Below are 25563 nucleotides of genomic sequence, written 5' to 3'. Positions count from 1 at the left end.
GATCAAGCCCATGGACCTGCTGAACACCCTGGTGGACAAGGGGCTGCGGCGTGAGCTGCCGACCCGCGAAGAGGCGCTCGCCGTACTGGCGACCTCCGACGACGAACTGCTCGACGTGGTGGCCGCGGCCGGCAAGGTGCGGCGCCAGTGGTTCGGTCGCCGGGTCAAGCTGAACTACCTCGTGAACCTCAAGTCCGGGCTGTGTCCGGAGGACTGCTCGTACTGCTCCCAGCGCCTCGGCTCGAAGGCCGAGATCCTCAAGTACACGTGGCTGAAGCCCGAGGAGGCCTCGCAGGCCGCCGCCGCCGGTGTGGCGGGCGGCGCCAAGCGGGTGTGCCTGGTCGCGAGCGGCCGCGGTCCGACGGACCGGGACGTGGACCGGGTCTCGAAGACCATCGAGGCCATCAAGGAGCAGAACGAGGGCGTCGAGGTCTGCGCCTGCCTGGGCCTGCTGTCGGACGGCCAGGCCGAGCGGCTCCGCGACGCCGGCGCCGACGCGTACAACCACAACCTCAACACGTCCGAGGCGACGTACGGGCAGATCACCAAGACGCACACGTACGCGGACCGCGTCGACACCGTGCAGAAGGCGCACGCGGCCGGGCTGTCCGCCTGCTCCGGTCTGATCGCGGGCATGGGCGAGAGCGACGAGGACCTCGTCGACGTCGTCTACTCGCTGCGCGAGCTGGACCCGGACTCGGTGCCGGTCAACTTCCTGATCCCCTTCGAGGGCACCCCGCTGGCCCAGGAGTGGAACCTCACGCCGCAGCGCTGCCTGCGGATCCTCGCGATGGTGCGGTTCGTCTGCCCCGACGTCGAGGTCCGGCTCGCGGGCGGCCGCGAGGTGCACCTGCGCACCATGCAGCCGCTGGCGCTCCAGCTGGTCAACTCGATCTTCCTCGGCGACTACCTGACCAGTGAGGGGCAGGCCGGTCAGGCCGACCTCGACATGATCGCGGACGCCGGCTTCGAGGTGGAGGGGGCGGGCACCACGACCCTGCCCAAGCACCGGGCCGACGCGCTCGCCGGCGGCTGCGGCTCGCACGCGGCGCCCGCCGAGGGCGGCGGCTGCGGCTCGCACGCCGCGGACTCCGACGGCGGCGGCTGCGGTGGGCACGCGGGCGGCGGCTGCGGCCCGTGCGGCGGCGCGGTGTCCGCCGAGGACGCCGGGTCCGCCTCGTCCGCTTCGTCCGCCGAGCCGGCCGTGGCCGCGGCCGCGGCCGACCCGTCGGCCGCGCGCCCCGACCTGGTGGCCGTGCGCCGCCGCGGCGCCGGAACGGACCTCGCGCCCAATGCGTGACCTGCACCCGCCGTTGAGCGCCGGCGAACTGCTGGCGCTCGACCGGCAGCACGTCTGGCACCCGTACGGTCCGATGCCGGGCCGGCAGGACCCGCTCGTCATCGCCTCGGCCTCGGGGGTCCGGCTGCGGCTCGCCGAAGCCGCCCACGGGCAGGACGAGCTGGTGGACGGCATGTCGTCCTGGTGGTCGGCGATCCACGGCTACAACCACCCGGTGCTCAACGAGGCGGTCACCGACCAGCTCGGGCGGATGAGCCACGTGATGTTCGGCGGGCTCACCCACGAGCCCGCCGTCCGGCTGGCCGCCCGCCTCGTCGAGATCACCCCGGCCGGCCTGGAGCACGTCTTCCTGTGCGACTCGGGATCGGTCTCGGTCGAGGTCGGCGTCAAGATGTGCCTGCAGTACTGGCGTTCGCTCGGCCGGAACGGCAAGACCCGGCTGCTGACCTGGCGCGGCGGCTACCACGGCGACACCTGGCAGCCGATGGCCGTGTGCGACCCCGACGGCGGCATGCACGAGCTGTGGCAGGGGCACCTGCCCCGGCAGGTGTTCGCCGACGCACCGCCCGGCGGCTTCGACTCCGCACCGGATCCGGCGTACGTGGCGCACCTGCGCGAGCTGCTGGCCCGGCACGCGGACGAGCTCGCGGCCGTGATCGTGGAGCCGGTGGTGCAGGGCGCGGGCGGCATGCGCTTCCACTCCCCCGGCTACCTGCGGGTCCTGCGCGACCTGTGCGACGAGTTCGAGGTGCTGCTCATCCTCGACGAGATCGCCACCGGATTCGGGCGCACGGGCGCGCTGTTCGCCGCGGACCACGCCGGCATCACCCCCGACGTGATGTGCCTCGGCAAGTCGCTGACCGGCGGGTACCTGACGCTCGCGGCCACGCTGTGCACGTCACGGGTGGCCGACGGGATCTCGCAGGGCGAGGTGCCGGTGCTCGCGCACGGGCCGACCTTCATGGGCAACCCGCTCGCCTGCGCCGTGGCGCTGGCCTCGATCGACCTGCTGCTGGGCCAGGACTGGGCGCTGGAGGTCAAGCGGATCGAGGCGGGCCTGCGCGAGGGCCTCGCGCCGGCCGCCGCGCTGCCGGGAGTCCGGGACGTCCGGGTGCTGGGGGCGATCGGCGTGGTCCAGCTCGACCACCCGGTCGACATGGTCGCGGCGACCCGCGCGGCGGTGCGGGAGGGCGTGTGGGTGCGGCCGTTCCGCGACCTCATCTACACGATGCCGCCGTTCGTGACCGGCGATGCCGATGTGGCACGTATCTGCCGCGCGGTCGTCGCGGCCGCACAGGAGGGCTGAGGCTGCATGGGAATCGTGGTGGTGTCCGGTACGGGCACGGAGATCGGCAAGACCGTGGTGACCTCGGCGGTCGCGGCGGCGGCGCTGGCGGCCGGGCGGACGGTGGCCGTCCTGAAGCCGGCGCAGACCGGCGTGGCACCGGGCGAGCACGGTGACGTGGCGGAGGTGACCCGGCTGGCGGGCGCCGCGGTGACGGGCGTGGAGCTGGCCCGGTATCCGGAGCCGCTGGCTCCGGAGCGGGCCGCGGCCCGCTCCGGGCTGCCGCCGGTCACCCCTCAGGAGGTGGCAGAGGCCGCCGCGAAGCTGGCCGCGGACCACGACCTGGTGCTGGTCGAGGGCGCGGGCGGCCTGCTCGTACGGTTCGACGACGCCGGGCACACGCTGGCCGACGCGGCGCGGCTGCTGGACGCGCCGGTGCTGGTCGTGGCCCCGGCCGGGCTCGGCACGCTGAACACGGCGACCCTGACCGGCGAGGCACTGCGGGCCCGGGGGATCGCGCAGCTGGGCGTCGTGGTGGGCAGCTGGCCCACCGCGCCGGACCTGGCCGCGCGCTGCAACCTCGCCGACCTCCCGGTGGCCGCACGGGCCCCCCTGCTGGGCGCCCTCCCCCAGGGCGCGGCCGCCCTGGCCCCGGAGTCCTTCCGCACGTCGGCCGCCTCGTGGCTGGCCCCGGAACTCGGCGGCACCTGGTCCTCCGAGGACTTCCTGGCCGCCTGGGTTTGAGCGGGGACGTACGGCCGGCGCGCGCATGGACGACGCGGTCCGGCCGTACGTCCGCGGGCGGCGGCCGGGCGGGCGTTACCGCCTTACGGGCGGGGCTGGCGGCGGCCGGGCGGGTGCTGTGCTGTCGCCGTACGCGCGGGGCGGCGGCCGGGCGGTCTCGCCGTACGGGCGGCGCGGCGGCCCGAGCCTGCGTTCGGCTCGTCGGCGGGGCGTCTCGCTGTACCCCGCACTGCGGTCGGGCCGGCAGGCTGCGCGTACCCCACGTCCGCGACCGACCGGCCCGGGCTTTCCCCCGTACCCCTGCGGCTCCGGCCGGGCCGGCGGTCAGCCCGTGGGCCCGCGGCTGCGACCTCGCAGACGTTTCCGCCGCCCGTCGTACGCGCCGGGCGGCGACCGCACCGGGCGGGCGGTGTGCGTGCGGGCGCGGGCCGGGCTGGGGGCGGCGTGTCACCCGTATGCGGCCGGTGCGCGGGCCCGGCGGGATGTCCCAGGGGTGAGGCGTGGTGGCGGGGGGAGACTGAAGGTACGGATCCGTCCGGTTCCGCCGCACCGGCGTCGGTACCAGTCTCCGCGGAGCGGACGCGCGCACACGCGCACACGCCACCGCGGAGGTCCGCAGGGTCCCGTGTCCGTGCGTGTCCGCGTAACCCCGCGGCCGCGTCGTCGCGTCCACGCGCGGCCGCGCCGTCGCGCCCCGCGTGAGGAGGTCCGCCATGCCCCCGCGAGCCCACGGGCCGCAGTCGCCCCGCACCGCCGTCAACCATCCCGTGTTCGCGCGTTTCTACGCCCGCGTGAGCGTGCAGGCCGACATCCGCGGCGGTCTCGCCGCGGTCCGCGCCGAGCTGCTGGCCGGCCTCTCCGGCCGCGTCATCGAGATCGGCGCCGGCAACGGCCTGAACTTCCCGCACTACCCGCGTGCCGTCTCCGAGGTCGTCGCGATCGAACCCGAGCCCACCCTGCGCCGGCTCGCCCTGCGCGCCGCGTACCGCTCCGACGTGCCGGTGGACGTCGTACCGGCGACCGCCGAGGCGCTGCCCGTCAAGAGCGAGGCCTTCGACGCCGCCGTGTGCTCCCTGGTCCTGTGCACCGTACGCGACCTGCCGCGCTCGCTCGCGGAGCTCCACCGGGTGCTGCGCCCCGGCGGCGAAGTGCGCTTCTTCGAACACGGGCTGGCCCCCGGCCCCGCCATGGCGGCCGTACAGCGCGGCCTCGACCGCACCCTGTGGCCCCGGCTGTTCGGCGGCTGCCACACCTCGCGCGACGCGCTGGCCGCCCTGGAGGCCGCCGGCTTCGACATCACCTCCCAGCGGGGCCTGCGCATCCCCGAGCGCGGCCCGGCCCTCCCCACCTCCTACTGCGTCCTCGGCTCCGCCCGCCGCCCGCCGGCCTGAGGGCAGGCGCCGCACCCGTCCGGTCCGCGGGCCGGTCGCGGGCGCGCCGACGTCTCAGGAGGGGCGGGCCCACACCCGCTCGCGGACGGAACTTACGGGCCCGCACCCGCTCGGGCCGGGGACTTCCGGGCCCACACCCGCCGGGCCGGGGACTTCCGGGCCCGCACCCGCTCGGGCCGGGGACTTTCGGGCCCACACCCGCCGGGCCAGGGACTTCCGGGCCCGCACCCGCTCGCGCCGGGGACTTCCGGGCCCACACCCGCCGGGCCAGGGACTTCCGGGCCCGCACCCGCTCGCGCCGGGGACTTCCGGGCCCACACCCGCCGGGCCGGGGACTTCCGGGCCCGCACCCGCTCGCGCCGGGGACTTGTCGCGGGTCGGTCGCGGCATCCCGAAGCCTCCGGTGGGACGGGAGCCGCGCGGGTGCGGCCGCGGCCGGGCACGGCGGGAGCGATCTCCGGCGCCCGCGCGGCGCCCGCGATCCGCACCCCCGCGCAGTCCCGGCCCGCAACGCACATCCGCGCCGTCCCGTCCCGCGCGGTCCGCGCGTCCCGCACCGTGGAACTCGGTGGCGGGCGGGCGAGCCGCGATGCTTGGCTGCGGATCATGACCGACCTGCGCATACGGGCCGCCACGCCGACCGACGCCGAGACCGTGCTCGCGTTCTGGAAGACCGCCGCCGAGGGCACCTCCATCACGGACGACGCGGACGGCGTCACCCGGCTCATCGCCCGCGACCCCGACGCCCTGATCCTCGCGGAGTCCGACGGGCTCCTCGTGGGTTCCGTGATCGCCGGCTACGACGGCTGGCGGTGCTCCCTCTACCGGCTCGCCGTGCTGCCCTCCCACCGCCGTCAGGGCATCTCCACCGCGCTCCTCGACGCGGCCGAGCAGCGCTTCCGCGCCCTCGGCGGCCGGCGCGGCGACGCCATGGTCCTAGTCGAGAACCAGCGCGCCCAGCACGCCTGGACCGCGGCCGGCTACCGGCAGGAGGACCGCTGGCGGCGCTGGGTGAAGCGCCTCGTCTAGGCGTGGAGAACGGGCGGCTCGCCCAAGGGCACGACGATGCTTTGCCCGTCCTTTACCCTGTAGGGGACATCCGAACCACGTGAAAGGTGTGAGCGTCCGCCCATGGGCGAGCCTCCCAGTACTCGACATCGCGCACAGCGCCTCCCCCTGGCCGATCATGGGACGGAGGTGAACCGATGACCGAAGTGCTTCTGCTCCTCGTGGCGCTGCTGCTCTGCCTTGCCTGCGGGGGGTTCGTCGCGGCCGAGTTCTCGTTGACGACCGTCGAGCGGGCCGAACTCGAAAAGGCCGTGGAGCGCGGCGAGCGGGGCGCGGCCAGCGCGCTCACCGCCGCGCGGAGCCTCACGTTCCAGCTCTCCGGCGCCCAGCTGGGCATCACCGTGACCGGCCTGGTCATCGGCATGATCTCCAAGCCCTCGATCGCCGCCCTGCTGCAGAAGCCCTTCGAGGCCCTCGGGCTGTCCGCCGGCGCGGCCTCGTCCACGGCGCTGCTCCTCGGCACCGTGCTCTCCACGGTCGTCCTGATGGTCGTCGGCGAACTCGTGCCCAAGAACTGGGCCATCTCCTCTCCGCTGGCCGTCGCCAAACGCGTGGCCACCGGCCAGCGGGCCTTCAGCACGGCCTTCAAGCCCCTGATCCGGCACCTGAACAACACCGCGAACCGCTTGGTGCGCGCGTTCGGCCTGGAGCCGGCCGAGGAACTGGCCTCCGCCCGCACCCCGCAGGAGCTCGTGGCGCTGGCCCGGCACTCCGCGAAGGCGGGCGCGCTGGAGAAGGACACCGCCGAACTGTTCGTCCGCACCCTCAACCTGGCCGACCTCACCGCCGAGAACGTCATGACCCCGCGCGTGCAGGTCACGGCCCTCGACGTGCAGACCACCGCGGAGGACGTCGCCAACGCGACGCTGGCCACCGGTCTGTCCCGTTTCCCGGTGTACCGGGGCAGCCTCGACACGGTCGTCGGCACCGTCCACATCAAGGACGTCCTGGCGCTGCCGGCCGAGGAGCGCCACCGGTACCCGGTGTCGCAGCTGCTGCGCGAACCGCTGCTCGTCCCCGAGTCACTGACCGTCGACCGACTGCTGGACCGGCTGTCCGGCCGCCGCACCATGGCCGTGGTGATCGACGAGTACGGCGGCACGGCAGGCGTGGCGACCCTGGAGGACATCGTCGAGGAGGTCGTCGGCGAGGTGCGCGACGAGCACGACCCGCACGAGACCCCCGACCTGGCCCCGGCCGGCACCGACGCCGACGGGCGCCGGCTGTTCTCGGCCGACGGCGCCGCGCGAACCGACCAGCTGGAGCGGATAGGGCTGCGGGTGCCGGACGGCCCGTACGAGACCCTGGCCGGGCTGATCGCGACGGAGCTGGGCCGGATCCCGGCCGTGGGCGACACGCTGGAGCTGGGCGGCTGGCGGCTCGACGTTGTGGACGCCTCGGGACGCCGCGCGGCGCGCGTCCTGCTGCACGTGCCCGCGGCCGCCCCGGAGCCGCCGGGCCGACCGGAGCGCTCCGCCGACCGGACCCGCCGGTCGCACGGCCGGAACAAGAAGTCGACGGGTGACACGGACGGGACGGGCGACACGCACGGCCCCGGGACGGAGCAGGGCCGATGACCGCGATACAGCTGCTGATCGGCCTGGCGACCCTGGTCGTCAACGCCTTCTTCGTCGGCGCGGAATTCGCGCTGATCTCGGTCCGGCGCAGCCAGATCGAGCCGTACGCCGAACAGGGCGACCGGCGGGCCCGCAGCGTGCTGTGGGGCCTGGAACACGTGTCCGCGATGATGGCCGCGGCCCAGCTCGGCATCACGTTGTGCACGCTGGTGCTGGGTGTGGTCGCCGAACCGGCGATCGCGCACCTGCTGGCGCCGGTGTTCGACTTCTTCGGCGTGCCGTCCGGGCTGACGCACGCCATCTCGTTCGTGGTGGCGCTGGCCCTCGCGACGTACCTGCACATGCTGTTCGGTGAGATGGTGCCGAAGAACGTGGCGCTGGCCGAGCCGGTGCGCACCGCACTCCTGCTCGGTCCGCCGCTGGTGACGCTCACCCGGGCGCTGCGGCCGGTGATCTTCACTATCAACGCGTTCGCGAACACCCTGCTGCGGATGTTGCGGGTGGACGTGAAGGACGAGGTCTCGGCCACGTTCTCGGACGACGAGCTGGCCCGCATCGTGAAGGATTCCAGTGATGCCGGGCTCATCGACGACCGGGCGAGCGAGCGCCTGCACGACGCCCTGGAGCTGGGGCGTCGGCCGGTGACCGACGTGGTGCTGCCGGCGGACCGCGTGGTGGTCGCCGCGGAGGGCGTCACCCCGGCCGGACTGGAGCGGCTGTCGGCCGACTCCGGGTACTCCCGCTTCCCCGTCCTCGACAGCCAGCGCGGCATCCTCGGATACCTGCACGTCAAGGACACCCTGGACGCGGCGGACCGGAACGAGCCCTTCCCGCTGTCCGCGCTCCGGCCCATCGCCCAGGTGCGTGCCGACACCCCGCTGGACGACGTGCTGACCGCGATGCGGCGCAGCCGTACCCACCTGGCGGCCGTGCTCGGCACCGACGGGACGCTGACCGGGCTGGTGACCATGGAGGACGTCCTGCGGGAGCTGTTCGGCAACCCCGCCGCTGCCTGAATCCCGCGCGGTTCCCGACCTGACGGGGTGGGGAACCGCGCGGTAACATCGCTCCGCCATGGAGATGAATGCGTCGTACACCAGTTTCGTCGCGGTCGGCGATTCCTTCACCGAGGGAATGTCCGACCGGCTGCCCGACGGCTCCTACCGGGGCTGGGCCGACCTGCTCGCCGCGCGGCTCGCCGCCCGGGAGCCGGGCTTCCGCTACGCGAACCTCGCGGTGCGCGGGAAGCTGATCGGCCAGATCGTCGAGGAGCAGGTCGACGCGGCCGCCGCCATGAAGCCCGACCTGATCACCCTGGTCGGCGGGTTGAACGACGCACTCCGGCCCACGTGCGACATGGGCCGGGTGCGTGGCCTCCTCGAAGAAGCCACCGAGCGCCTGGCGCCCGCCTGCGGACAGCTGGTGCTGATGCGCTCGCCGGGCCGCGAGGGCCCGGTGATGGAACGCTTCCGCCCACGGATGGAAGAACTCTTCACCATCGTCGACGAGCTGGCTGCCCGCCACGGAGCCCTGGTGGTGGACCTGTACGGGGCGCAGGCGCTCGGCGACCCGCGGATGTGGGACGTGGACCGGCTGCACCTGACCGGTGAGGGCCACCGCCGCGTGGCCGAGGCCGTCTGGCAGACCCTGGGCATGCCCCCGGAGGAGGACTGGCGCACGGTCATGCCCCCAGCGCTGCCCCCGTCCTGGCCCGCCCGGCGGACCAGTGACCTCCGGTTCGCCCGGGAACACCTTCTGCCGTGGATCGGCCGCCGCCTGACAGGCCGCTCCTCGGGGGACGGCCGCCCGGCCAAGCGCCCGGAGCTGCTGCCGTACGAGACGCCGCTCTCGTAGGTAGACACAAACAGGGGCGGGGCGCTGGCCTGCGCGAATCGACAGTAGAATCCGTACACGTGACAGCCAAGCCCCGCATCCCCAATGTCCTGGCCGGCCGCTACGCCTCCGCGGAGCTCGCCGTCCTGTGGTCCCCCGAGTACAAGGTGACGCTGGAGCGTCGGCTGTGGCTCGCCGTCCTGCGCGCCCAGAAGGACCTCGGCATCGAGGTCCCGGACGCGGCCCTCGCCGACTACGAGCGCGTCCTGGAGCAGGTCGACCTCGCGTCCATCGCCGAGCGCGAGAAGGTCACCCGCCACGACGTGAAGGCCCGCATCGAGGAGTTCAACGCCCTCGCCGGCCACGAGCACGTCCACAAGGGCATGACCTCCCGCGACCTGACCGAGAACGTCGAGCAGCTCCAGATCCGGCTCTCGCTGGAGCTGGTCCGGGACCGCACGGTCGCGGTGCTCGCCCGCATCGGCAAGCTGGCCGGCGAGTACGCCGAGCTGGTCATGGCCGGCCGCTCCCACAACGTCGCGGCGCAGGCCACGACCCTGGGCAAGCGCTTCGCCACCGCCGCCGACGAGCTGCTGGTCGCCTACGGCCGCCTCGACGACCTGCTGGAGCGCTACCCGCTGCGCGGCATCAAGGGCCCGGTCGGCACCTCCCAGGACATGCTCGACCTGCTGGGCGGCGACGCCGCCAAGCTCGCCGACCTGGAGCAGCGCATCGCCGGTCACCTCGGCTTCGCGCACGCCTTCACCTCCGTCGGCCAGGTCTACCCCCGTTCTCTCGACTACGACGTGGTCACCGCCCTGGTGCAGCTGGCCGCGGCCCCGTCCTCGGTGGCGAAGACGATCCGCCTGATGGCCGGCCACGAGCTGGTCACGGAGGGCTTCAAGCCCGGCCAGGTCGGCTCCTCCGCGATGCCGCACAAGATGAACACCCGCTCCTGCGAGCGCGTGAACGGCCTCATGGTCATCCTGCGGGGCTACGCCTCGATGACCGGCGAGCTGGCGGGCGACCAGTGGAACGAGGGCGACGTGTCCTGCTCCGTGGTCCGCCGAGTGGCCCTGCCCGACGCGTTCTTCGCCTTCGACGGCCTGCTGGAGACCTTCCTGACGGTCCTCGACGAGTTCGGCGCCTTCCCGGCGGTCGTGGCCCGCGAGCTGGACCGCTACCTCCCCTTCCTCGCCACCACCAAGGTCCTCATGGGCGCGGTGCGGGCGGGCGTCGGCCGCGAGGTCGCCCACGAGGCGATCAAGGAGCACGCCGTCGCGTCCGCGCTGGCCATGCGCGAGCAGGGTGCCGAGCGCAACGAGCTCCTCGACAAGCTGGCCGCCGACGAGCGGATCCCGCTGGACCGCGCGCAGCTCGACGAGCTGATGGCCGACAAGCTGTCCTTCACCGGCGCGGCCGGCGACCAGGTCGCCACCGTGGTCGCCCGGATCGAGGAGATCGCCAAGCAGCACCCGGAGGCCGCCGCGTACACGCCGGGGTCGATCCTCTGAGCCCCGAAGAGCTGGCCGCCGCCCGTGACCGCGTCCTCCCGGACGTGGTCGCGGGCGGTCTTCGCGTGCTGTTCTGCGGCATCAATCCCGGTCTCCTCTCCGCCGCGACGGGCCACCACTTCGCCCGCCCCGGCAACCGCTTCTGGCCGGTCCTGCACCTGTCCGGCTTCACTCCGCGCCGGTTGGCCCCCGAGGAGCAGGACGAGCTCCTCACCTACCGGCTCGGCATCACGAACGTGGTGGCCCGGGCCACCGCCCGCGCTGACGAACTGACGGCCGAGGAGTTCCGCGAGGGCGGCCGGATCCTGACCGCGAAGGTGGAGCGCCTCCGGCCGGAATGGCTGGCCGTCGTCGGTGTCACCGCGTACCGCACGGCCTTCGGCGACCGCAAAGCCCTGATCGGTCCGCAGGAGCGGACCATCGGTTCCACCCGCATCTGGGCCCTGCCCAACCCCAGCGGTCTCAACGCCCACTGGACCGCCGAGTCGATGGCCGAGGAGTACGCCCGCCTGCGGTCCGCCGCTACGGCGGATCGACGACCGTGACCGAGGCCAGCAGCACCTCGGGCTGCCCGAGTGCCCACTGCGCGGCGCAGACCGCCAGCCAGCGGCTCCCGGCCCGCCACAGGTGCACGTCCCGGGTGACCCCGCACAGCGTGAACCAGGGTTCCGGTATCTCCTCCTCGGTGCTCCGCATGAGCACGCTCGTCAGGCTGAACCACTCGGGCGCCCCCCAGCGCACCGTCAGCGCCTCGGTCAGCGCGTCGTACTCGGCCGAGACCTGCTTCGCCCACTGCGCTTCGACGGCGGGGTCCTCCTCCTCGAACGGACGGCGTACGCCCAGCTCGGCGAGGTGATACCCGGGCCCGCCCCACGTGTGGGGCGGGCTGGCGCCGGTATCGGGGAAGGCCCGCGTCAGCAACCGTTCGATCGTGTCGAGATGCAGTGCCGTGGTCATACCGTCAGTAAACCGTGCGGCACTGACAGCTGGCCTCCCGTCAGGCGTCCCTGCGTCGGACCGCGGCCCAGCCAGCGACCACCGCGGCCGCCGCCCAGAGCGCCATCACCCCGAGACCTGCCCAGGGGCCGAGCGCGCCCTGTGGCGCCTCCTGCAACACCAGCTGCCCGGCCCGGTCGGGCAGGTACTGCGCGACGCCCTCGGCCATGTCCGTGACGACGAAGGACACGATGAGGATGAACGGTATGAGGATGCTCAGCACGGCAACACCGCTGCGCAGCAACGCCGTCAGGCCGGCCGCGAACAGCGCCATCAGCGCGAGGTAGAAGCCACAGCCCACGGTGGCCCGCAGCGCGCCGGGGTGGTCGAGGCCGATGGCGTGGGAGCCCATGAAGGCCTGGCCGCCCAGGAAGGAGGCGAAGCTCGTGACCATGCCCACGAGAAGCGCGGAAGCTCCGACGACCGCCATCTTCGACAGGTAGAAGCGGGTGCGGTCGGGCACCGCGGTGAGGGTGGTGCGCAGCGCCCCGTTGTGGAACTCCGCGGACAGGGCCGTGGCGCCGAAGGCGATGGCCGCTATCTGGCCGAAGTTGAGGGCGTAGAAAGCCCCGGAGACCGGGTCGGCCCCCAGGTTGTCGGCCTCGTCCTGGCCGACCGTCGCACTCACCAGCAGGGCGATGCCGACGGTGACCGGAAGTATGGCCATCAGAGAGCCGAGGGAGGCCCGCACGGACCGTATCTTGATCCACTCGGAGTGCAGGACGGGGCGGACGGCGAGAGCGGTGGCGCGCATGGTTCAGCCCTTCTGGGGGACCGGCGTCGAAGCGGATGCGAACGGGGTGTCCGCGGCGGTGAGGTCGAGGTAGGCCTGTTCCAGAGAGGCCCGCTCGTCGGTGAGTTCCAGCACGGGTATCCCTTCACGAGCGGCGAGTGTGCCGATGTCCTCGGCCCGGACGCCGTCGACGGTCCAGCGCCCGTCGCCGGCGCTCGTCAGGACTCGGCCCTCGCGGCTCAGTGCGCCGCGCAGCCGGGCGGGATCGCTGGTGCGTATCCGCACCCGTGCCGTGCTGTAGGAGTCGATGAAGTCGTCCATGGGCATGTCGGCGAGCAGCCGTCCCCGCCCCAGCACGACCAGGTGGTCCGCGGTGGCCGCGGTCTCCGCCATCAGGTGGCTCGACACCAGTACAGTGCGGCCCTCGGTGGCGAGGCGTCGCATGAGTTCGCGGATCCAGATGATGCCTTCGGGGTCGAGGCCGTTGGTGGGCTCGTCCAGCATCAGGACCGCGGGGTCGCCCAGGAGTGCGGCCGCGATGCCGAGGCGCTGGCGCATTCCCAGGGAGAACGTCTTGATGCGCTTGCGGGCCGCGGAGGCCAGACCCGACTCCTCCAGGACCTCGTCGACCCTGCGGGAGGAGAGTCCGTTGCTCACTGCGAGCGCCCGCAGGTGGTCCCGGGCGGTGCGGGAACCGTGGGCCGCCTGCGGGTCGAGCAGGGCGCCCACTTCCCGTAGCGGGCGGCTGAAGTCGGTGAAGGCGCGACCGCCGATGGTGGCTTTGCCCGAGGTCGGGTGGTCGAGGCCGAGTGTGAGTCTCATGGTCGTGGACTTGCCGGCGCCGTTGGGACCGAGGAAGCCGGTGACGTGGCCGGGCCGGACGGTGAAGGTGAGGGCGTCCACAGCCCGGGTGGTGCCGTATTCCTTCGTGAGTTCGCGGATCTCGATGCTGTTCATGGCTCAAGAGTGGCCGCGGCCCCTGCCTCCCTTCCTCCCCCGCACGGGGGGATCGTCTCCCCCGTGCGGGGGAGACGGACTTGATCGGTCGGCTGGCACGATGGCGGCATGTCCCGCTTCCTTCGTGCACCGGCCCGGCCGGTGACCTACGCGCGCTGGCTGCACCTGTTCGTGCCCATCCTCGTCATGGCGTTCTGGCTGTTCATATTTCCCGAGCACCCGCTCGTCCCCGCGTTGCTGATGGCCCCGTTGGGTCTGATCCCGTGGGTGCGGCTGGCCGAGGGTGCGCAGGCCCAGTTCCTGCTGATCGCGCACGGGTCGGAGGAGGACACGCACTCCATATCCGCAGCGCCCGCCGACAGTTGGGCCGACCGGTGGCGCACGGTGCTGTGGCTGGAGATACGTCTGGCGCTGGCAGCGGTGACGACGGCCGGCACCGTGTGGCTGCCGGCTCTGACCGTGGAGCTGGTGGCGTACGCCGCCGGGCATCCACTGGGCGGGGACCTCGTACGGATCCCGCACGTGCTGCCCCGCTGGGCCGCAGCGGCGCTCGCGCCGGTGCCGCTCGTGGTGCTGCTCGCTCTGGTGATACTCCTCGGCGAGGTGATCACGGCCATCGCTCGGCGGCTGTTGGGGCCGTCGGCGGCCGAACAGCTCAGCGTGCTGGAGGCCCGGACCGCTCAGCTCCTGGAGCGGACGCGCATCGCGCGGGAGTTGCACGACTCCATCGGGCATGCGCTGACGGTGGCGGTGGTCCAGGCCGGCGCGGCCCGGGCGGCGGGCGACCCGGAATTCACCGAGCGGGCGCTGACCGCGATCGAGGAGACGGGCCGCACCGCGCTGGAGGACCTGGACCGGGTGCTGAAGGTGCTGCGGGAGTCGGTGCAACCGCCGTCGAAGGGGCCGACCCTGGACGAGGCGGACCGGCTGCTGGAGTCGGCGCGGAGCTCCGGCTCGCAGGTGGAGGCCGAACTGCTCGGTCCCCTCGACCGGTTGCCCACGACGGTGAGCCGGGAGGCCTACCGGATCCTTCAGGAGGCCCTGACGAACGTGCTGCGGCACTGCGGCCCGGTCCCCGTCCGGGTCAGGATCGATGTCAACGCGGAGGAACTGGAGTTGGAGGTGTGCAATCCGCTTCCGGATGACGTCATCGCACTGCTGAAGGGAGGCGGCAGCGGGCTGCGGGGCATACGGGAGCGGGCCGCGTTGCTCGGCGGAGAGGCCCAGACCGGTCCGCACTCGGGCGGGTGGCGGGTGCGTGCCCGGCTTCCGCTGCAGCGCATACCCTGACCGGATGCCGATCACCGTGCTTCTCGTCGACGACGAGCCCCTCGTGCGCGCGGGCCTGCGCGCGGTCCTGGAGGCCCAGCCCGATATCGAGGTCGTGGGCGAGGCCGCCGACGGGGCGGCCGTCGTGCCGCTGGTGCGGCAACTGCGGCCGGACGTGGTCGCGATGGACGTCCGGATGCCGCTGCTGGACGGCATCGAGGCCACCAAGGCGGTGCTGCGGACGGTCGACGCTCCGCCGAAGATCCTGGTCGTCACCACGTTCGAGAACGACGAGTACGTGTACCAGGCGTTGCGGGCGGGGGCTGACGGGTTCCTGCTGAAGCGGGCCCGGCCGGCGGAGATCGTGCACGCGGTGCGGCTGGTGGCGGAGGGCGAGACGCTGCTGTTCCCCACGGCGTTGCGGGCGCTCGCGGCGGAGTACGGAAACCGGGCGGCCCGGCAGGCACTGGAGCGGGCGGCACTGACGGAGCGGGAGGAGGCGGTGCTGAGGCTGATGGCGCGCGGTCTGTCGAACGCGGAGATCGCCTCGGAGATGTACGTGGGCACAGAGACGGTGAAGAGCCATGTCAGCGCGGTGCTGACGAAACTGGGGGCGCGGGACCGCACCCAGGCCGTCATCGCGGCGTACGAGTCGGGGTTCGTGGCGCCCGCCTGAGGCGAGGGGCCCCCTGCTCCTCGCCGCGGAACCTGCGGCGCAGTACGATCCGGCTGACAGGTGCACAAGCTGGGAGGACACACGTTGGGGCAGCTGACCGGCGGGGATCCCTCTCTGCTCCGGCGGATCAATTCCGCCGTGGTGCTGCGCGCGCTGCGCGCGGCGGGATCACCGACACTGACCGACCTGACCCGGGTGACCGGGCTGTCCCGGCCCACCGTCGAAGGTGTGGTCGAGGGACTCATGGCGTCCGGCCTGGTGGTCGAGGCCGTTGCCGAAGAGGGCGCCCGCAGGCAGGGGCGGCCCGCGCGGAGGTTCCGCTTCCGGACCGAGGCGGGGCATCTGCTCGGGATCGAGATCGGCTCGCACCGGGTCGCGGCGCTGCTGTCCGGGCTGGACGGGCGGGTGATCGGAGCGGGGACCAAGGAGGTTGCCGAGACGGCTTCCAGTGACGAGCGCCTGGAGAAGGTTCGGGCGACCGTGGCCGACCTGCTGCGGCGGGCCGGGGTGCCGCGCGACTCGCTGCGGGCCGTGGGCGTGGGCAGTCCTGGGATCGTCGAGGCGGACGGCACGGTACGGCTGGGCACGGCGCTGCCGGGGTGGACCGGGCTGCCGCTGGGCGACCGGCTGCGGCGGTCGTTCCGTTGCCCGGTACATGTCGAGAACGACGCGAACGCCGCGGCCGTCGCCGAGCACTGGAAGGGCGCGGCGCAGGAAACCGACGACGTGGTGTTCGTGATGGCGGGCCTCAGCCCGGGGGCCGGGTCGCTGATCGGCGGGCGGCTGCACCGGGGGTTCGGCGGCGCGGCGGGCGAGATCGGCGCGCTGCACCTGCTGGGCCGCGACGTGACCCCGGAGCGGCTGCTGTCGACGACGAGCGAACCACTGCATCCGCTGGACGAGGCGGCCGTCGCGAAGGTCTTCGCGGAGGCGCGGCGGGGTGACGAGCGGGCCGTGGCGGCGGTGGAGCGGTTCATCCAGCGGCTGGTGCACGACGTGGCGGCGCTGGTGCTGGCCATCGACCCGGAGCTGGTCGTGGTGGGCGGCTGGGCTGCGGGGCTCGACGGGGTGCTGGAGCCGCTGCGCCAGGAGCTGGCGCGGTACTGCCTGCGGCCGCCGCGGGTGGCGCTGTCCCTGCTCGGCGAGGCCGCCGTGGCCACGGGCGCGCTGCGGCTGGCGCTGGACCACGTGGAGGAAGAGCTGTTCGCCGTCGACAAGACGGTGACGGCCCGCCGCTGACCACGGCGGGCGGAGATCGGCGGGCGCGATCTGCCGGCCGGACCGCGCCCGCCGCAGCGGCCTCACCTGCGCGGCTCCGGCCCTCATCTGCGCGGCTCGGGCGGGGGCCCGGTGGGGACCCCGTCCGGGAGGCGGTCCACGGGCGGCCGAAAGCGGCGCTCCCGCCCCCTGCCCGGTGTTGAGTCGAGCGCGGGTGTCGGAACAGGCCGGCGTGCCGTATCCCCGGCTCCGCCACGCCCGGCGTGGCCAGGCTCAGCCCGACCCGCCTGCCCCTGCCCCTGCCCCTGCCCCAATCCCTGTGCGGCCAGGCTCAGCCCGACGCGACGTGCCCCTGCCCCTACCCTGTGCGGCCGGGCTCGGCCCGGCCCGGCCCGGCCGAAAGGTGGACCGGCGCGGGTCGGCCGCCGGTGGCCTTCGGTGGTGCGGGCGGGTGCGGGTGAAGGGGTCAGGAGGCTTGACGGGGTTCGTCTTCGTGGATTTCCACGTCGCCCGAGGCGCCGAAGGTGAGGCGGCAGGTGTCGGCGCGGTAGGTGGCCACGGAGACGGCGGCGGTGCCGGCGGCGGTGAAGTAGCGGGTGGTGACCACCAGGACCGGGGCGCCGGGAAGCCGGTCCAGTTCCTTCGCGTCGTCCGCGCGGGCGGAGCCGAGCTCGACGGCGCGGTCCTGGCCGAGCAGCTCCAGGCGCTGGAGTTCGCGGAGCACGGCGCGGGCGCGGGCCGGTCCGGCCGGTGCGTCGATGCCGGAGAGGCCGGGCACGGACACGGCCGGGACGTGGAGGAGTTCCGCTGCCACCGGCTGCCCCTGGGTGACACGGGTGCGGCGCACGGTGTGCACGGCCTGCGAGGTGCTCACGCCGAGCAGGCGGGAGATCGCGGCGGAGGGGAGCGTCTCGGCGGCGTCGACGGGCTGCCAGCCGTCGCCCGCTTCGCCGGGCCAGCTGCGCCGGGCGCCGCCCACATCGACGCCGACCCGCGGCGGAGCGACGGTGGTGCCGACACCGCGGCGTCGCTGCAGTCGGCCTTCCAGCTCCAGTTGCTCCAGCGCCTGCCGGAGAGTGGCGCGTGCGACGCCGAAGCGGGCAGCCAGGTCACGCTCGTTGGGAAGGACCTCGCCGACGGCGAAATCCTGGTCGAGCGCCTCGCTGAGCACGGTCTTGAGGTGCCAGTACTTCGGCTCCGGTACCGATTCGAGCTGCGTGGTCCCCACCCTGACTCCTCCTGCAGACGCCGTGTTCCAGCGGCAGTTCCGCGCCCTTATTTATTAAAGGTTCCTGCACTATCCCTGCGACCTTAGGGCGGCACACCCCCTTGGTCAAGACCAATCCTCATGCCTTTGCCGGGCAGACCGGGCATACGTATCAGGCCGTTCACAGGATGTTCTTGCTGAGTGCAAACGCGCGGTAACGCAGAGTGCCCCGCGTCACACGGGACGCGGGGCACCACCTGGTTACGTGAGCACAGACAGCCGTCAAACGGCGATCGACGCCAGCTTGTCCGGATTCCGCAGGATGTAGACGCAGTGGATCCTGCCGTCGCGGACGTCGGCCTGGAAGACGGTGTCGGGGCGGCCGCCGGAGAGGACGAGCACGGCAGGTCCGCCGTTGAGCTCCACCATCCGGTACGACATGTCCGCGACCGGCTTGCGCGCGGCGCCGATCAGGAAGCGGCCGACCTTGTCCGCGCTCGCGATGATCCGCAGCGGGGCGCGGGACTTGCCGCCGCTGTCCCCGACCAGGCACGCGTCGGGCGCGAGCAACGCCATCAGGCCCGCCAGGTCTCCCCCGCCGGCCGCGGCGAGGAATCCTTCCGTCAACTGCTGCCGCTGCACCGGGTCCACGTCGTAGCGCGGTGTGCGGGCGTCGACGTGTTTGCGGGCGCGGGCCGCGAGCTGGCGGACGGCCGGTTCGGCCCGGTCCAGCGTGCCGGCGATCTCCGCGTACGAGAATCCGAAGGCCTCGCGGAGCACGAAGACGGCCCGCTCCAGCGGGGAGAGCGATTCCAGGACGACCAGCACCGCGAAGGAGACGGACTCCGCCAGGACGGCGCGCTCGGCGGCGTCGGAGGGGGTGGAGGTGTAGCTGGTGGCCAACGGTTCGGGCAGCCAGGGGCCGACGTAGCTCTCGCGCCGGGACTGGAGGTGCCGCAGGCGGTCGATGGCCAGGCGGGTGGTGATCCGTACCAGGTAGGCGCGGATCTCGCGGACCTCGCCGCGGTCGGCGGCGGCCCAGCGCAGCCAGGCCTCCTGCACGACGTCCTCGGCGTCGGCGACGCTGCCGAGCATCCGGTAGGCGACGCCGGTCAGGAGGGAACGGTGCTCTTCGAACGCCCCGACCACGCCCGGGTCCCGTCCTCCACGGCCTCCACGGCCTCCATCGCGCCCCTCGCCTCCGGAGCCTCCATGACTTCGCTCGCTTCCGGCGCCTCCAGGGGCTCCGCCGTCGACGAGGTCGGGTGGGGTGTCTGCTGCCATGGCTCCCATCCTGCCTCTTGAAGTCCAACCTACTCAACGGTAATGATTGTTGACGGTACGTCTCACAGGTGCTGCCACCAGCGGAACTTCCCGCCGGCCCGCAGCCCGTCAGCCAGTCCGCCCGCGCGCCGAGGAGCAGCAGCATGACCGCCACGGTCTCGTTCACGATCGACTCCGTCCTCGGCCCCCGGAAGGCGACGGTCGCCTACGAGCGGCGCGGGGCGGGCGAACCGCTCCTGCTGCTCCACGGCATCGGCCACCACCTCCAGGCCTGGCACCCGGTGCTGGACGTCCTCGCCTCGGAGTACGACGTCGTGGCCGTGGACCTGCCGGGGTTCGGCACCTCCGAGCCGCTGCCGGCCGGGGTGCCGTACGACCTGGAGACGGTGGTCCCCGCGCTCGGCGCGCTCTGCGGGGCGCTCGGGCTGGACCGCCCGCACGTCGCCGGGAATTCCCTGGGCGGACTGCTCGCGCTGGAGATGGGCCGGACCGGGCGGGCCCGCTCGGTCACCGCCCTGTCCCCCGCCGGCTTCTGGACCGAGGCCGAGCGCCGCTACGCCTTCGCCACCCTGCTCGCGATGAGGGCCGGCGCGCGGGCGCTGCCGCGGCCCGCGCTGGACCGGCTCGCCCGCAGCGCCCCCGGCCGCGCCGCCCTCACCGGCACCATCTACGCCCGGCCCGGGCGCCGCTCCCCCGAGGCCGTCGTCGCGGAGACCCTCGCCCTGCGCGGGGCCACCGGTTTCGGCCGGACGCTGGCCGCGGGCGGCTCCGTACGGTTCACGGACGACGTGCCGGGGCTGCCCGTGACCATCGCCTGGGGCAGCCGGGACCGGCTGCTGTTGCGCCGCCAGGGGGTGCGCGCGAAGCACACGGTGCCCGGCGCCCGGCTGGTGCGGCTGCCCGGCTGCGGCCATGTCCCCATGCACGACGACCCCGCGCTGGTCTCGCGGGTGATCGTGGACACCGCCCGCGCCGCCGCCCTCCCGGTCACGTAGCGGCGGGGCGCCGTCCCCGCCCGGCTTCCCTCCGACGCCGTACGGACCGTCCCGCCCGTACGCGCCCGTGGGCCTCCGGGCCCCACCGGCGTACGGGTCCCGGCGGGTGCCCGTACGCCGCGTGCGACCGCCACACGTCTGACGGGTGTTCATCCGCGGTTCGCGTGGAGGTCGCGGAGGGCCGCGGGGACGGCAGCAGACTGGGCGGACCCGTCCCAGGAGGCGCACCCGATGCCGCACAGCAGCCCCGACCGCAGCCCCGACCACAACCCCGGCAGCAACCTCGACCGAAGCTCCGGCCGCAGCTCCGGCGGCAGCTCCGGCGGCGACCCGGCCCGCGACCTCGTCGCAGATTCGGGCCACGGCCCCCGGCACGGCTCTCCCGGCAGAGTCGGCGCCGGCTCCCCGCTCGTCGTTCCGGCGCGCCGTTCCGTGCTGCGCGGGTCCCTGGCCGCCTCGGCCGCGCTCGCCCTGCCCGCAGCAGCCGCCGGACTGGTCACCGCGCCGGCGTTCGCGCTCTCCGGCCGGCCGCAGGCCCTGTGGGGCACGCAGACCGGCGAGGTGACCGCCCACTCGGCGCTGGTGTGGGTGCGTTCCGACCGCCCCGCCCGGATGATCGTCGAGGCCGCGCCCACCGAGTCCTTCCGCCACGGCGTGCGCCGCTGGACCGGCCCGCTGCTCGGCCCCGCCACCGACTTCACCGGCACCACGGCGCTGCACGGCCTGCCGCCCGGCCGACAGGTCCACTACCGGGTGCTGCTCGCCGACCCGGACGACCCGCGCCGCACCGGCGAACCGGTCCACGGCACGTTCCGCACCGCCCCGGAGCGCCGCCGCGACGGCGTCCGCTTCCTGTGGTCGGGCGACCTGGCCGGTCAGGGCTGGGGCATCAACCCCGAACTCGGCGGCTACCGCGTCTTCGAGGAAATGCGGCGCCTCGACCCGGACTTCTTCCTGTTCAGCGGGGACACGGTGTACGCCGACGGCCCGATCCTGCCGTCCGTCCCGCTGCGCGACGGGCGGATCTGGCGCAACGTCACCACCGAGGAGAAGTCGAAGGTCGCCGAGACGCTGGACGAGTTCCGGGGCGCGTTCCGCTACAACCTGCTGGACGCCAACCTGCGGTCGTTCTACGCGCAGGTGCCGGTGATCGCCCAGTGGGACGACCACGAGGTGCGCAACAACTGGTACCCGGGGCAGCTGCTCGACGACCCCCGATACGTCGTCAAGGACGTGGACGTGCTCGCCGGCCGGGCCCGTCAGGCCTTCGGCGAGTACTTCGCCTCACCGGGCGCCGCGCCGAGCGCACGGGGAGCCGCACGGGCACCGGCTGCCGCACCGGGCGCGGCGCTGCCCGCCGGATCGGGTTCCGCGCACTCCGGTGGGCGCTCCGACGGGCGGATGTACCGGGTGGTCCGCCAGGGCCCGCTGCTCGACGTGTTCGTCCTCGACATGCGCACGTACCGCAACGCCAACTCGCCGGGCGGCCAGGCCCAGGACCCGGCCGGCATCCTGGGGGCCGACCAACTGGCCTGGCTCAAGCGGGAGCTGGCCCGGTCCCGCGCGGTGTGGAAGGTCATCGCCTCCGACATGCCGCTGGGCATCGTGGTGGCCGACGGCGCCACGAACTTCGAGGCGGTGGCCCAGGGCGACCCGGGCGCACCGCTGGGCCGCGAGCTCCAGATCGCCGACCTGCTGCGGTTCGTCAAGCACCGCCGGATCACGGGCACGGTGTGGCTCACCGCCGACGTGCACTACACCTCCGCCCAGCACTACGCCCCCGAGCGGGCGGCGTTCTCCGACTTCGCCCCGTTCTGGGAGTTCGTCTCCGGCCCCATCGGGGCTGGCGGTTTCCCGTCCGGGCGGCTGGACGCCACGTTCGGTCCCGAGATGGTGTTCGTGCAGTCGGCTCCGCTCGCGAACATGTCCCCGGCCGAACACCCGCCGTACTACGGTGAGGTCGACATCGACGGGGACAGCGGCGAGCTGACCGTTCGGCTGCGCCGCGAAGGCGGAGCGGTGCTGTTCACCCGCGTCCTGCAGCCGGGACGGGTGGGTCAGTAGCGTCGGAGCGGCGGACGGGGGCGGCTGCGCGCCGGTACCCGGCTCCGGCGGATGGAAACCCGCCGGAAAACTGGACGAAATCGGCCAGATCGACACTTAACCAGTCGGTCACAGTACGTTCGTGATCACGCAACACCACTCCACCACAGTGGTGTGCATGACTGACCGTACCTCTGCCGCCCCTGCCGCCCCCGCCGGCGCCGCCGCCCCGCACGCCCGCCGCCACCACTGGCGCCGCGACCTCGTCGAGCTCGCCGCGCTCTTCACCGCCGTCGCCGTGGCGGACGCGATCGCGAACACGATCGCGCACGGCCCGCACGGCCCGGTGCTGCTCGTCGCCTCGGCGGTCGCCCTGCTCATCACGACCGCCTTCCACACCTGGTGGGCCCGCCGCCACAGCCATGCCCCGCCGCCCCCGACCCCCGGCCCGACCGGCAGCACCGCCGGCACGCATGCCGCGGGGGCGGGCACGGCCGACCACGCCGACGCGCCCCCCGCCCTGTGGCGGATGCGGACCACCGTGCGCGACGAGCCGGGCAGCCTCGCCGCGCTGTGCACCGCCCTCGCCACCCACCGCGTCGACATCCTCACCCTCCAGACCCACCCGCTGGCCGACGGCACCGTCGACGAGTTCCTGCTCCGCGCCCCGCAGGACCTGCCCGCCGCCGACCTGACCCGCGCCGTGTCCCGGGCCGGCGGCCACAGCACCTGGATCGAGCGGGCCGACGCCCACGACCTGGTGGACGCCCCGACCCGGATCCTGGGCCTCGCCACCCGCACCGCGCTCGACGCCGCCGAACTCCCGCTCGCCCTGCGCCAGCTGCTCGGCCGCTGCACCATCCACTCGCTGCCCGCCACCACCCTCTCCGGCCGCCCGACCGGCGCGGACGCCCCGGTCGAGGGGGTGCTGGAAGCGACCCTGATGCGGCTGCGCGACCCGTCCGGCGGTGCGATCACCATCGAGCGCCCCCATCTCCCCTTCACCCCCACCGAGTTCGCGCGGGCCCGCGCCCTCGTCGAGCTCGACGCCCGGCTCGGCGTCCGGGTGCCGCGCAGTCAGGACGTCCTGACCCTGCCCGAGGGCAACGAGATCACCGTGCGCCGCGCGGACCCGTCCGACGTGCCGGCCGCCCGCGCCATGCACGACCGCTGCTCCGACCGCACCCTGGGCCTGCGCTACCACGGCCCGGTCGCCGACGCCGACCGCTACCTCTCGCACCTGCTGAGCCCGCGCTTCGGGCGCACCCTGGCCGCCCAGACCGCCTCCGGCAAGCTGGTCGCCCTCGGCCACCTGCTGTGGGACGGCGACGAGACCGAGGTCGCGCTGCTGATCGAGGACGCCTGGCAGCGCCGCGGCATCGGGTCCGAGCTGCTGCGCCGGCTGGTCGCGCTCGCCGTCGAGGCCGGCTGCGACAGCGTCTACGCGGTCACCCAGTCCTCCAACACCGGGATGGTGGCGGCCATGCGCGGTCTCGGGCTGCCCCTCGACTACCAGATCGAGGAGGGCACGCTGGTGATCACGGCGCGCCTCGACGCCATGAAGGCGCGCCGGTCCCGGCCCGCGTACGAGCTGACGCCGGAGCGCCCGTACAGCCTCCCCGGCGGCGCCGCCGAGGAGTGAACGAGCCTCCGGCGTCAGGCGGCTGAGTAGGAACGGTAGTGACGCGGGAGACATTTTCGTACGAAGATGTCCCCATGTCAGACACCCTCTCCGGCAGCCAGCTGCCCCGCCAGGTCGCCGATGCGTACGTCGACGCCCTCATCGCACTCGACCCGATCACCGGCACCTACCTCGGTGTCGCCGAGAGCTCCTCGAAGCTCCCGGACTTCTCTCCGGCCGGCCGGGAGGCCGTCGCCGAGCTGGCCCGGACCACCCTGGACAAGCTGACCGCCGCGGAGCGGCTGCCGGGCGGCGACAGTGACGCCGAGCGTCGCTGCGCCCGGCTGCTGCGCGAGCGACTCACCGCCGAACTCGCCGTGCACGAGGCCGACGAGGACCTGCGCGCGGTCAGCAACATCCACTCCCCCGTGCATTCGGTGCGCGAGGTGTTCACCCTCACCCCGGCCGACACCGACGAGGACTGGGCGGCGATCGCCGAGCGCCTGCGGGCCGTCCCGGACGCCCTCGAGGGCTACCGGGCGTGCCTCGCACTCGGCCTGGAGCGCGAGCTGTACGGCGCCCCGCGGCCCACCGCGACCTTCGTGGGCCAGCTCACCGCGTGGGCCGGCGAGGACGAGGGCGCCGCCTTCTTCGACGAGTTCGCCGCGGGCGGCCCCGAGGCGCTCGCCGGTGAACTGGGCGAGGCCGCCAAGGGCGCCACGGCCGCGGTCGTCGCGCTGCGCGACTGGATGCGCGACGTGTACGCGCCCGCCGTCGAGGGCCGGCCGGAGACGGTGGGCCGCGAGCGGTACGCCCGCTGGTCGCGCTACTTCAACGGCACCGACCTGGACCTGGACGAGGCGTACGCGTACGGCTGGTCGGAGTACCACCGGCTGCTCGGCGAGATGAAGGCCGAGGCGGACAAGATCCTGCCCGGCTCGGACCCGTGGGAGGCGCTGCGCCACCTCGACGAGCACGGCACCCACATCGAGGGCGTGGACGAGGTCCAGGCCTGGCTGCAGGGCCTGATGGACGAGGCCATCGAGGCGCTCGACGGCACGCACTTCGAACTCGCCGAGCGCGTGCGCAAGGTGGAGTCCCGGATCGCGCCGCCCGGCGGCGCGGCCGCCCCGTACTACACGGGCCCGTCCGAGGACTTCTCGCGCCCGGGCCGGACCTGGCTGCCGACCATGGGGGCGACCCGCTTCCCGGTCTACGACCTGGTGTCGACCTGGTACCACGAGGGCGTGCCGGGCCACCACCTGCAGATCGCGCAGTGGGCGCACGTCGCCGACCAGCTGTCGCGCTACCAGGCGACGGTCGGCATCGTCAGCGCCAACGCCGAGGGCTGGGCGCTGTACGCGGAGCGGCTCATGGACGAGCTGGGCTTCCTCAAGGACGCCGAGCAGCGGCTGGGCTACCTGGACTGCCAGATGATGCGCGCCTGCCGGGTGATCGTCGACATCGGCATGCACCTGGGCCTGGAGATCCCGGCGGACTCGCCGTTCCGTCCGGGCGAGCGCTGGACCCCCGACCTGGCGCAGGAGTTCTTCGGGCTGCACAGCGGCCGCCCGGCGGACTTCGTGGTCAGCGAGCTGACCCGCTACCTGTCGATGCCGGGCCAGGCCGTCGGCTACAAGCTGGGCGAGCGCGCCTGGCTGCTGGGCCGCGACAACGCGCGGGCCGCGCACGGCGACGCCTTCGACGCGAAGGCCTGGCACATGGCCGCGCTGTCGCAGGGCTCGCTGGGTCTGGACGACCTGGTCGACGAGCTGTCCAAGCTCTGACCCCGGAGCGACGCGTACGGGCCGTTCCGCCTCCGCGGGGGCGGGACGGCCCGTACGCCGTTTCC

General features: G+C 73.8%; 22 protein-coding genes. 17 read left to right on the top strand and 5 right to left on the bottom strand.

The window, feature by feature from the left end; translation table 11 throughout:
* Positions 1 to 10 precede the first annotated feature (10 nt).
* From bioB to mug, 10 genes are all read left to right on the top strand, one after another.
* Entirely contained in the window at positions 11 to 1300 is a 1290-nt protein-coding gene (bioB, locus tag OG764_RS31265) for a biotin synthase BioB (protein WP_328971672.1), read from the top strand.
* Positions 1293 to 2606 (top strand): adenosylmethionine--8-amino-7-oxononanoate transaminase, encoded by a 1314-nt coding sequence (locus OG764_RS31260; RefSeq protein ID WP_443056099.1) that lies wholly within the window; start codon positions 1293 to 1295, stop codon positions 2604 to 2606. The genes bioB and OG764_RS31260 overlap by 8 nt, the downstream gene beginning before the upstream one ends.
* Before the next feature lie 6 nt (positions 2607 to 2612).
* Positions 2613 to 3329, top strand: coding sequence for a dethiobiotin synthase (bioD, locus tag OG764_RS31255; RefSeq protein ID WP_328971671.1), 717 nt, complete (start codon positions 2613 to 2615; stop codon positions 3327 to 3329).
* Positions 3330 to 4042: 713 nt separating this feature from the next.
* A complete protein-coding gene (locus tag OG764_RS31250) occupies positions 4043 to 4720 on the top strand; it encodes a class I SAM-dependent methyltransferase (RefSeq protein ID WP_328971670.1) in 678 nt (225 codons plus the stop codon).
* Positions 4721 to 5326: 606 nt separating this feature from the next.
* Complete coding sequence (locus OG764_RS31245; protein WP_328973233.1) at positions 5327 to 5749, top strand: GNAT family N-acetyltransferase; 423 nt, start codon at positions 5327 to 5329, stop codon at positions 5747 to 5749.
* Positions 5750 to 5925: 176 nt separating this feature from the next.
* A complete protein-coding gene (locus OG764_RS31240; protein WP_328971669.1) occupies positions 5926 to 7365 on the top strand; it encodes a hemolysin family protein in 1440 nt (479 codons plus the stop codon).
* Positions 7362 to 8381 carry a hemolysin family protein gene (locus tag OG764_RS31235; protein ID WP_328971668.1) on the top strand — a complete coding sequence of 340 codons (1020 nt, stop codon included), beginning with the start codon at positions 7362 to 7364 and terminating at the stop codon, positions 8379 to 8381. The genes OG764_RS31240 and OG764_RS31235 overlap by 4 nt, the downstream gene beginning before the upstream one ends.
* Before the next feature lie 58 nt (positions 8382 to 8439).
* Complete coding sequence (locus OG764_RS31230) at positions 8440 to 9219, top strand: SGNH/GDSL hydrolase family protein (RefSeq protein ID WP_328971667.1); 780 nt, start codon at positions 8440 to 8442, stop codon at positions 9217 to 9219.
* A 59-nt stretch (positions 9220 to 9278) separates the two neighbouring features.
* Positions 9279 to 10712: an adenylosuccinate lyase gene (gene purB, locus OG764_RS31225; protein WP_328971666.1), complete on the top strand. Its 1434-nt coding sequence runs from the start codon at positions 9279 to 9281 to the stop codon at positions 10710 to 10712.
* Positions 10709 to 11257, top strand: a complete 549-nt coding sequence (gene mug / locus OG764_RS31220) for a G/U mismatch-specific DNA glycosylase (RefSeq protein WP_328973232.1) — start codon at positions 10709 to 10711, stop codon at positions 11255 to 11257. Before purB ends, mug begins: the two co-directional genes overlap by 4 nt.
* Here mug and OG764_RS31215 read toward each other — a convergent pair.
* Genes OG764_RS31215 through OG764_RS31205 form a run of 3 tightly spaced genes read right to left on the bottom strand, consistent with a single transcriptional unit; the run spans position 11235 to position 13398 of the window.
* Entirely contained in the window at positions 11235 to 11669 is a 435-nt protein-coding gene (locus OG764_RS31215; protein ID WP_328971665.1) for a hypothetical protein, read from the bottom strand. The two genes, mug and OG764_RS31215, sit on opposite strands and share 23 nt — an antisense overlap.
* Before the next feature lie 40 nt (positions 11670 to 11709).
* Entirely contained in the window at positions 11710 to 12462 is a 753-nt protein-coding gene (locus tag OG764_RS31210; protein WP_328971664.1) for an ABC transporter permease, read from the bottom strand.
* 3 nt (positions 12463 to 12465) lie between these two features.
* Positions 12466 to 13398 carry an ABC transporter ATP-binding protein gene (locus OG764_RS31205; RefSeq protein ID WP_328971663.1) on the bottom strand — a complete coding sequence of 311 codons (933 nt, stop codon included), beginning with the start codon at positions 13396 to 13398 and terminating at the stop codon, positions 12466 to 12468.
* A gap of 108 nt (positions 13399 to 13506) precedes the next feature.
* Between OG764_RS31205 and OG764_RS31200 the strand changes: the two genes are divergently transcribed.
* From OG764_RS31200 to OG764_RS31190, 3 genes are all read left to right on the top strand, one after another.
* Positions 13507 to 14688: a sensor histidine kinase gene (locus tag OG764_RS31200; protein WP_328971662.1), complete on the top strand. Its 1182-nt coding sequence runs from the start codon at positions 13507 to 13509 to the stop codon at positions 14686 to 14688.
* A gap of 4 nt (positions 14689 to 14692) precedes the next feature.
* Positions 14693 to 15343 (top strand): response regulator transcription factor, encoded by a 651-nt coding sequence (locus tag OG764_RS31195; RefSeq protein WP_328971661.1) that lies wholly within the window; start codon positions 14693 to 14695, stop codon positions 15341 to 15343.
* Between the two features lie 84 nt (positions 15344 to 15427).
* On the top strand, positions 15428 to 16582 hold the full coding sequence (locus OG764_RS31190; RefSeq protein ID WP_328971660.1) for an ROK family transcriptional regulator: 1155 nt from the start codon (positions 15428 to 15430) through the stop codon (positions 16580 to 16582).
* Between the two features lie 445 nt (positions 16583 to 17027).
* On the opposite strand, the gene OG764_RS31185 is transcribed toward OG764_RS31190, so the two are convergent.
* Both OG764_RS31185 and OG764_RS31180 read right to left on the bottom strand, forming a co-directional pair.
* Complete coding sequence (locus OG764_RS31185; protein ID WP_328971659.1) at positions 17028 to 17789, bottom strand: GntR family transcriptional regulator; 762 nt, start codon at positions 17787 to 17789, stop codon at positions 17028 to 17030.
* A 261-nt stretch (positions 17790 to 18050) separates the two neighbouring features.
* The gene (locus OG764_RS31180) at positions 18051 to 18917 is read right to left on the bottom strand and encodes an RNA polymerase sigma-70 factor (RefSeq protein WP_328971658.1); all 867 of its coding nucleotides are present in this window, start codon (positions 18915 to 18917) and stop codon (positions 18051 to 18053) included.
* Positions 18918 to 19195: 278 nt separating this feature from the next.
* On the opposite strand from OG764_RS31180, the gene OG764_RS31175 reads away from it, so the two are divergent.
* The 4 genes from OG764_RS31175 (at position 19196) to OG764_RS31160 (ending at position 25498) form a co-directional block, all read left to right on the top strand.
* Positions 19196 to 20047: an alpha/beta fold hydrolase gene (locus tag OG764_RS31175; protein ID WP_328971657.1), complete on the top strand. Its 852-nt coding sequence runs from the start codon at positions 19196 to 19198 to the stop codon at positions 20045 to 20047.
* A 231-nt stretch (positions 20048 to 20278) separates the two neighbouring features.
* The gene (locus OG764_RS31170; protein ID WP_328971656.1) at positions 20279 to 22111 is read left to right on the top strand and encodes an alkaline phosphatase D family protein; all 1833 of its coding nucleotides are present in this window, start codon (positions 20279 to 20281) and stop codon (positions 22109 to 22111) included.
* A gap of 157 nt (positions 22112 to 22268) precedes the next feature.
* The gene (locus OG764_RS31165) at positions 22269 to 23732 is read left to right on the top strand and encodes a GNAT family N-acetyltransferase (RefSeq protein ID WP_328971655.1); all 1464 of its coding nucleotides are present in this window, start codon (positions 22269 to 22271) and stop codon (positions 23730 to 23732) included.
* A 74-nt stretch (positions 23733 to 23806) separates the two neighbouring features.
* Positions 23807 to 25498, top strand: a complete 1692-nt coding sequence (locus tag OG764_RS31160) for a DUF885 domain-containing protein (RefSeq protein WP_328971654.1) — start codon at positions 23807 to 23809, stop codon at positions 25496 to 25498.
* Positions 25499 to 25563: the final 65 nt, after the last annotated feature.

It is taken from the genome of Streptomyces sp. NBC_00239 (assembly GCF_036194065.1).
In the GTDB taxonomy this organism is placed as follows: domain Bacteria; phylum Actinomycetota; class Actinomycetes; order Streptomycetales; family Streptomycetaceae; genus Streptomyces.
Note: the sequence above shows the minus strand (reverse complement) of the source record. Positions and strands in the feature narration are given on the sequence as shown.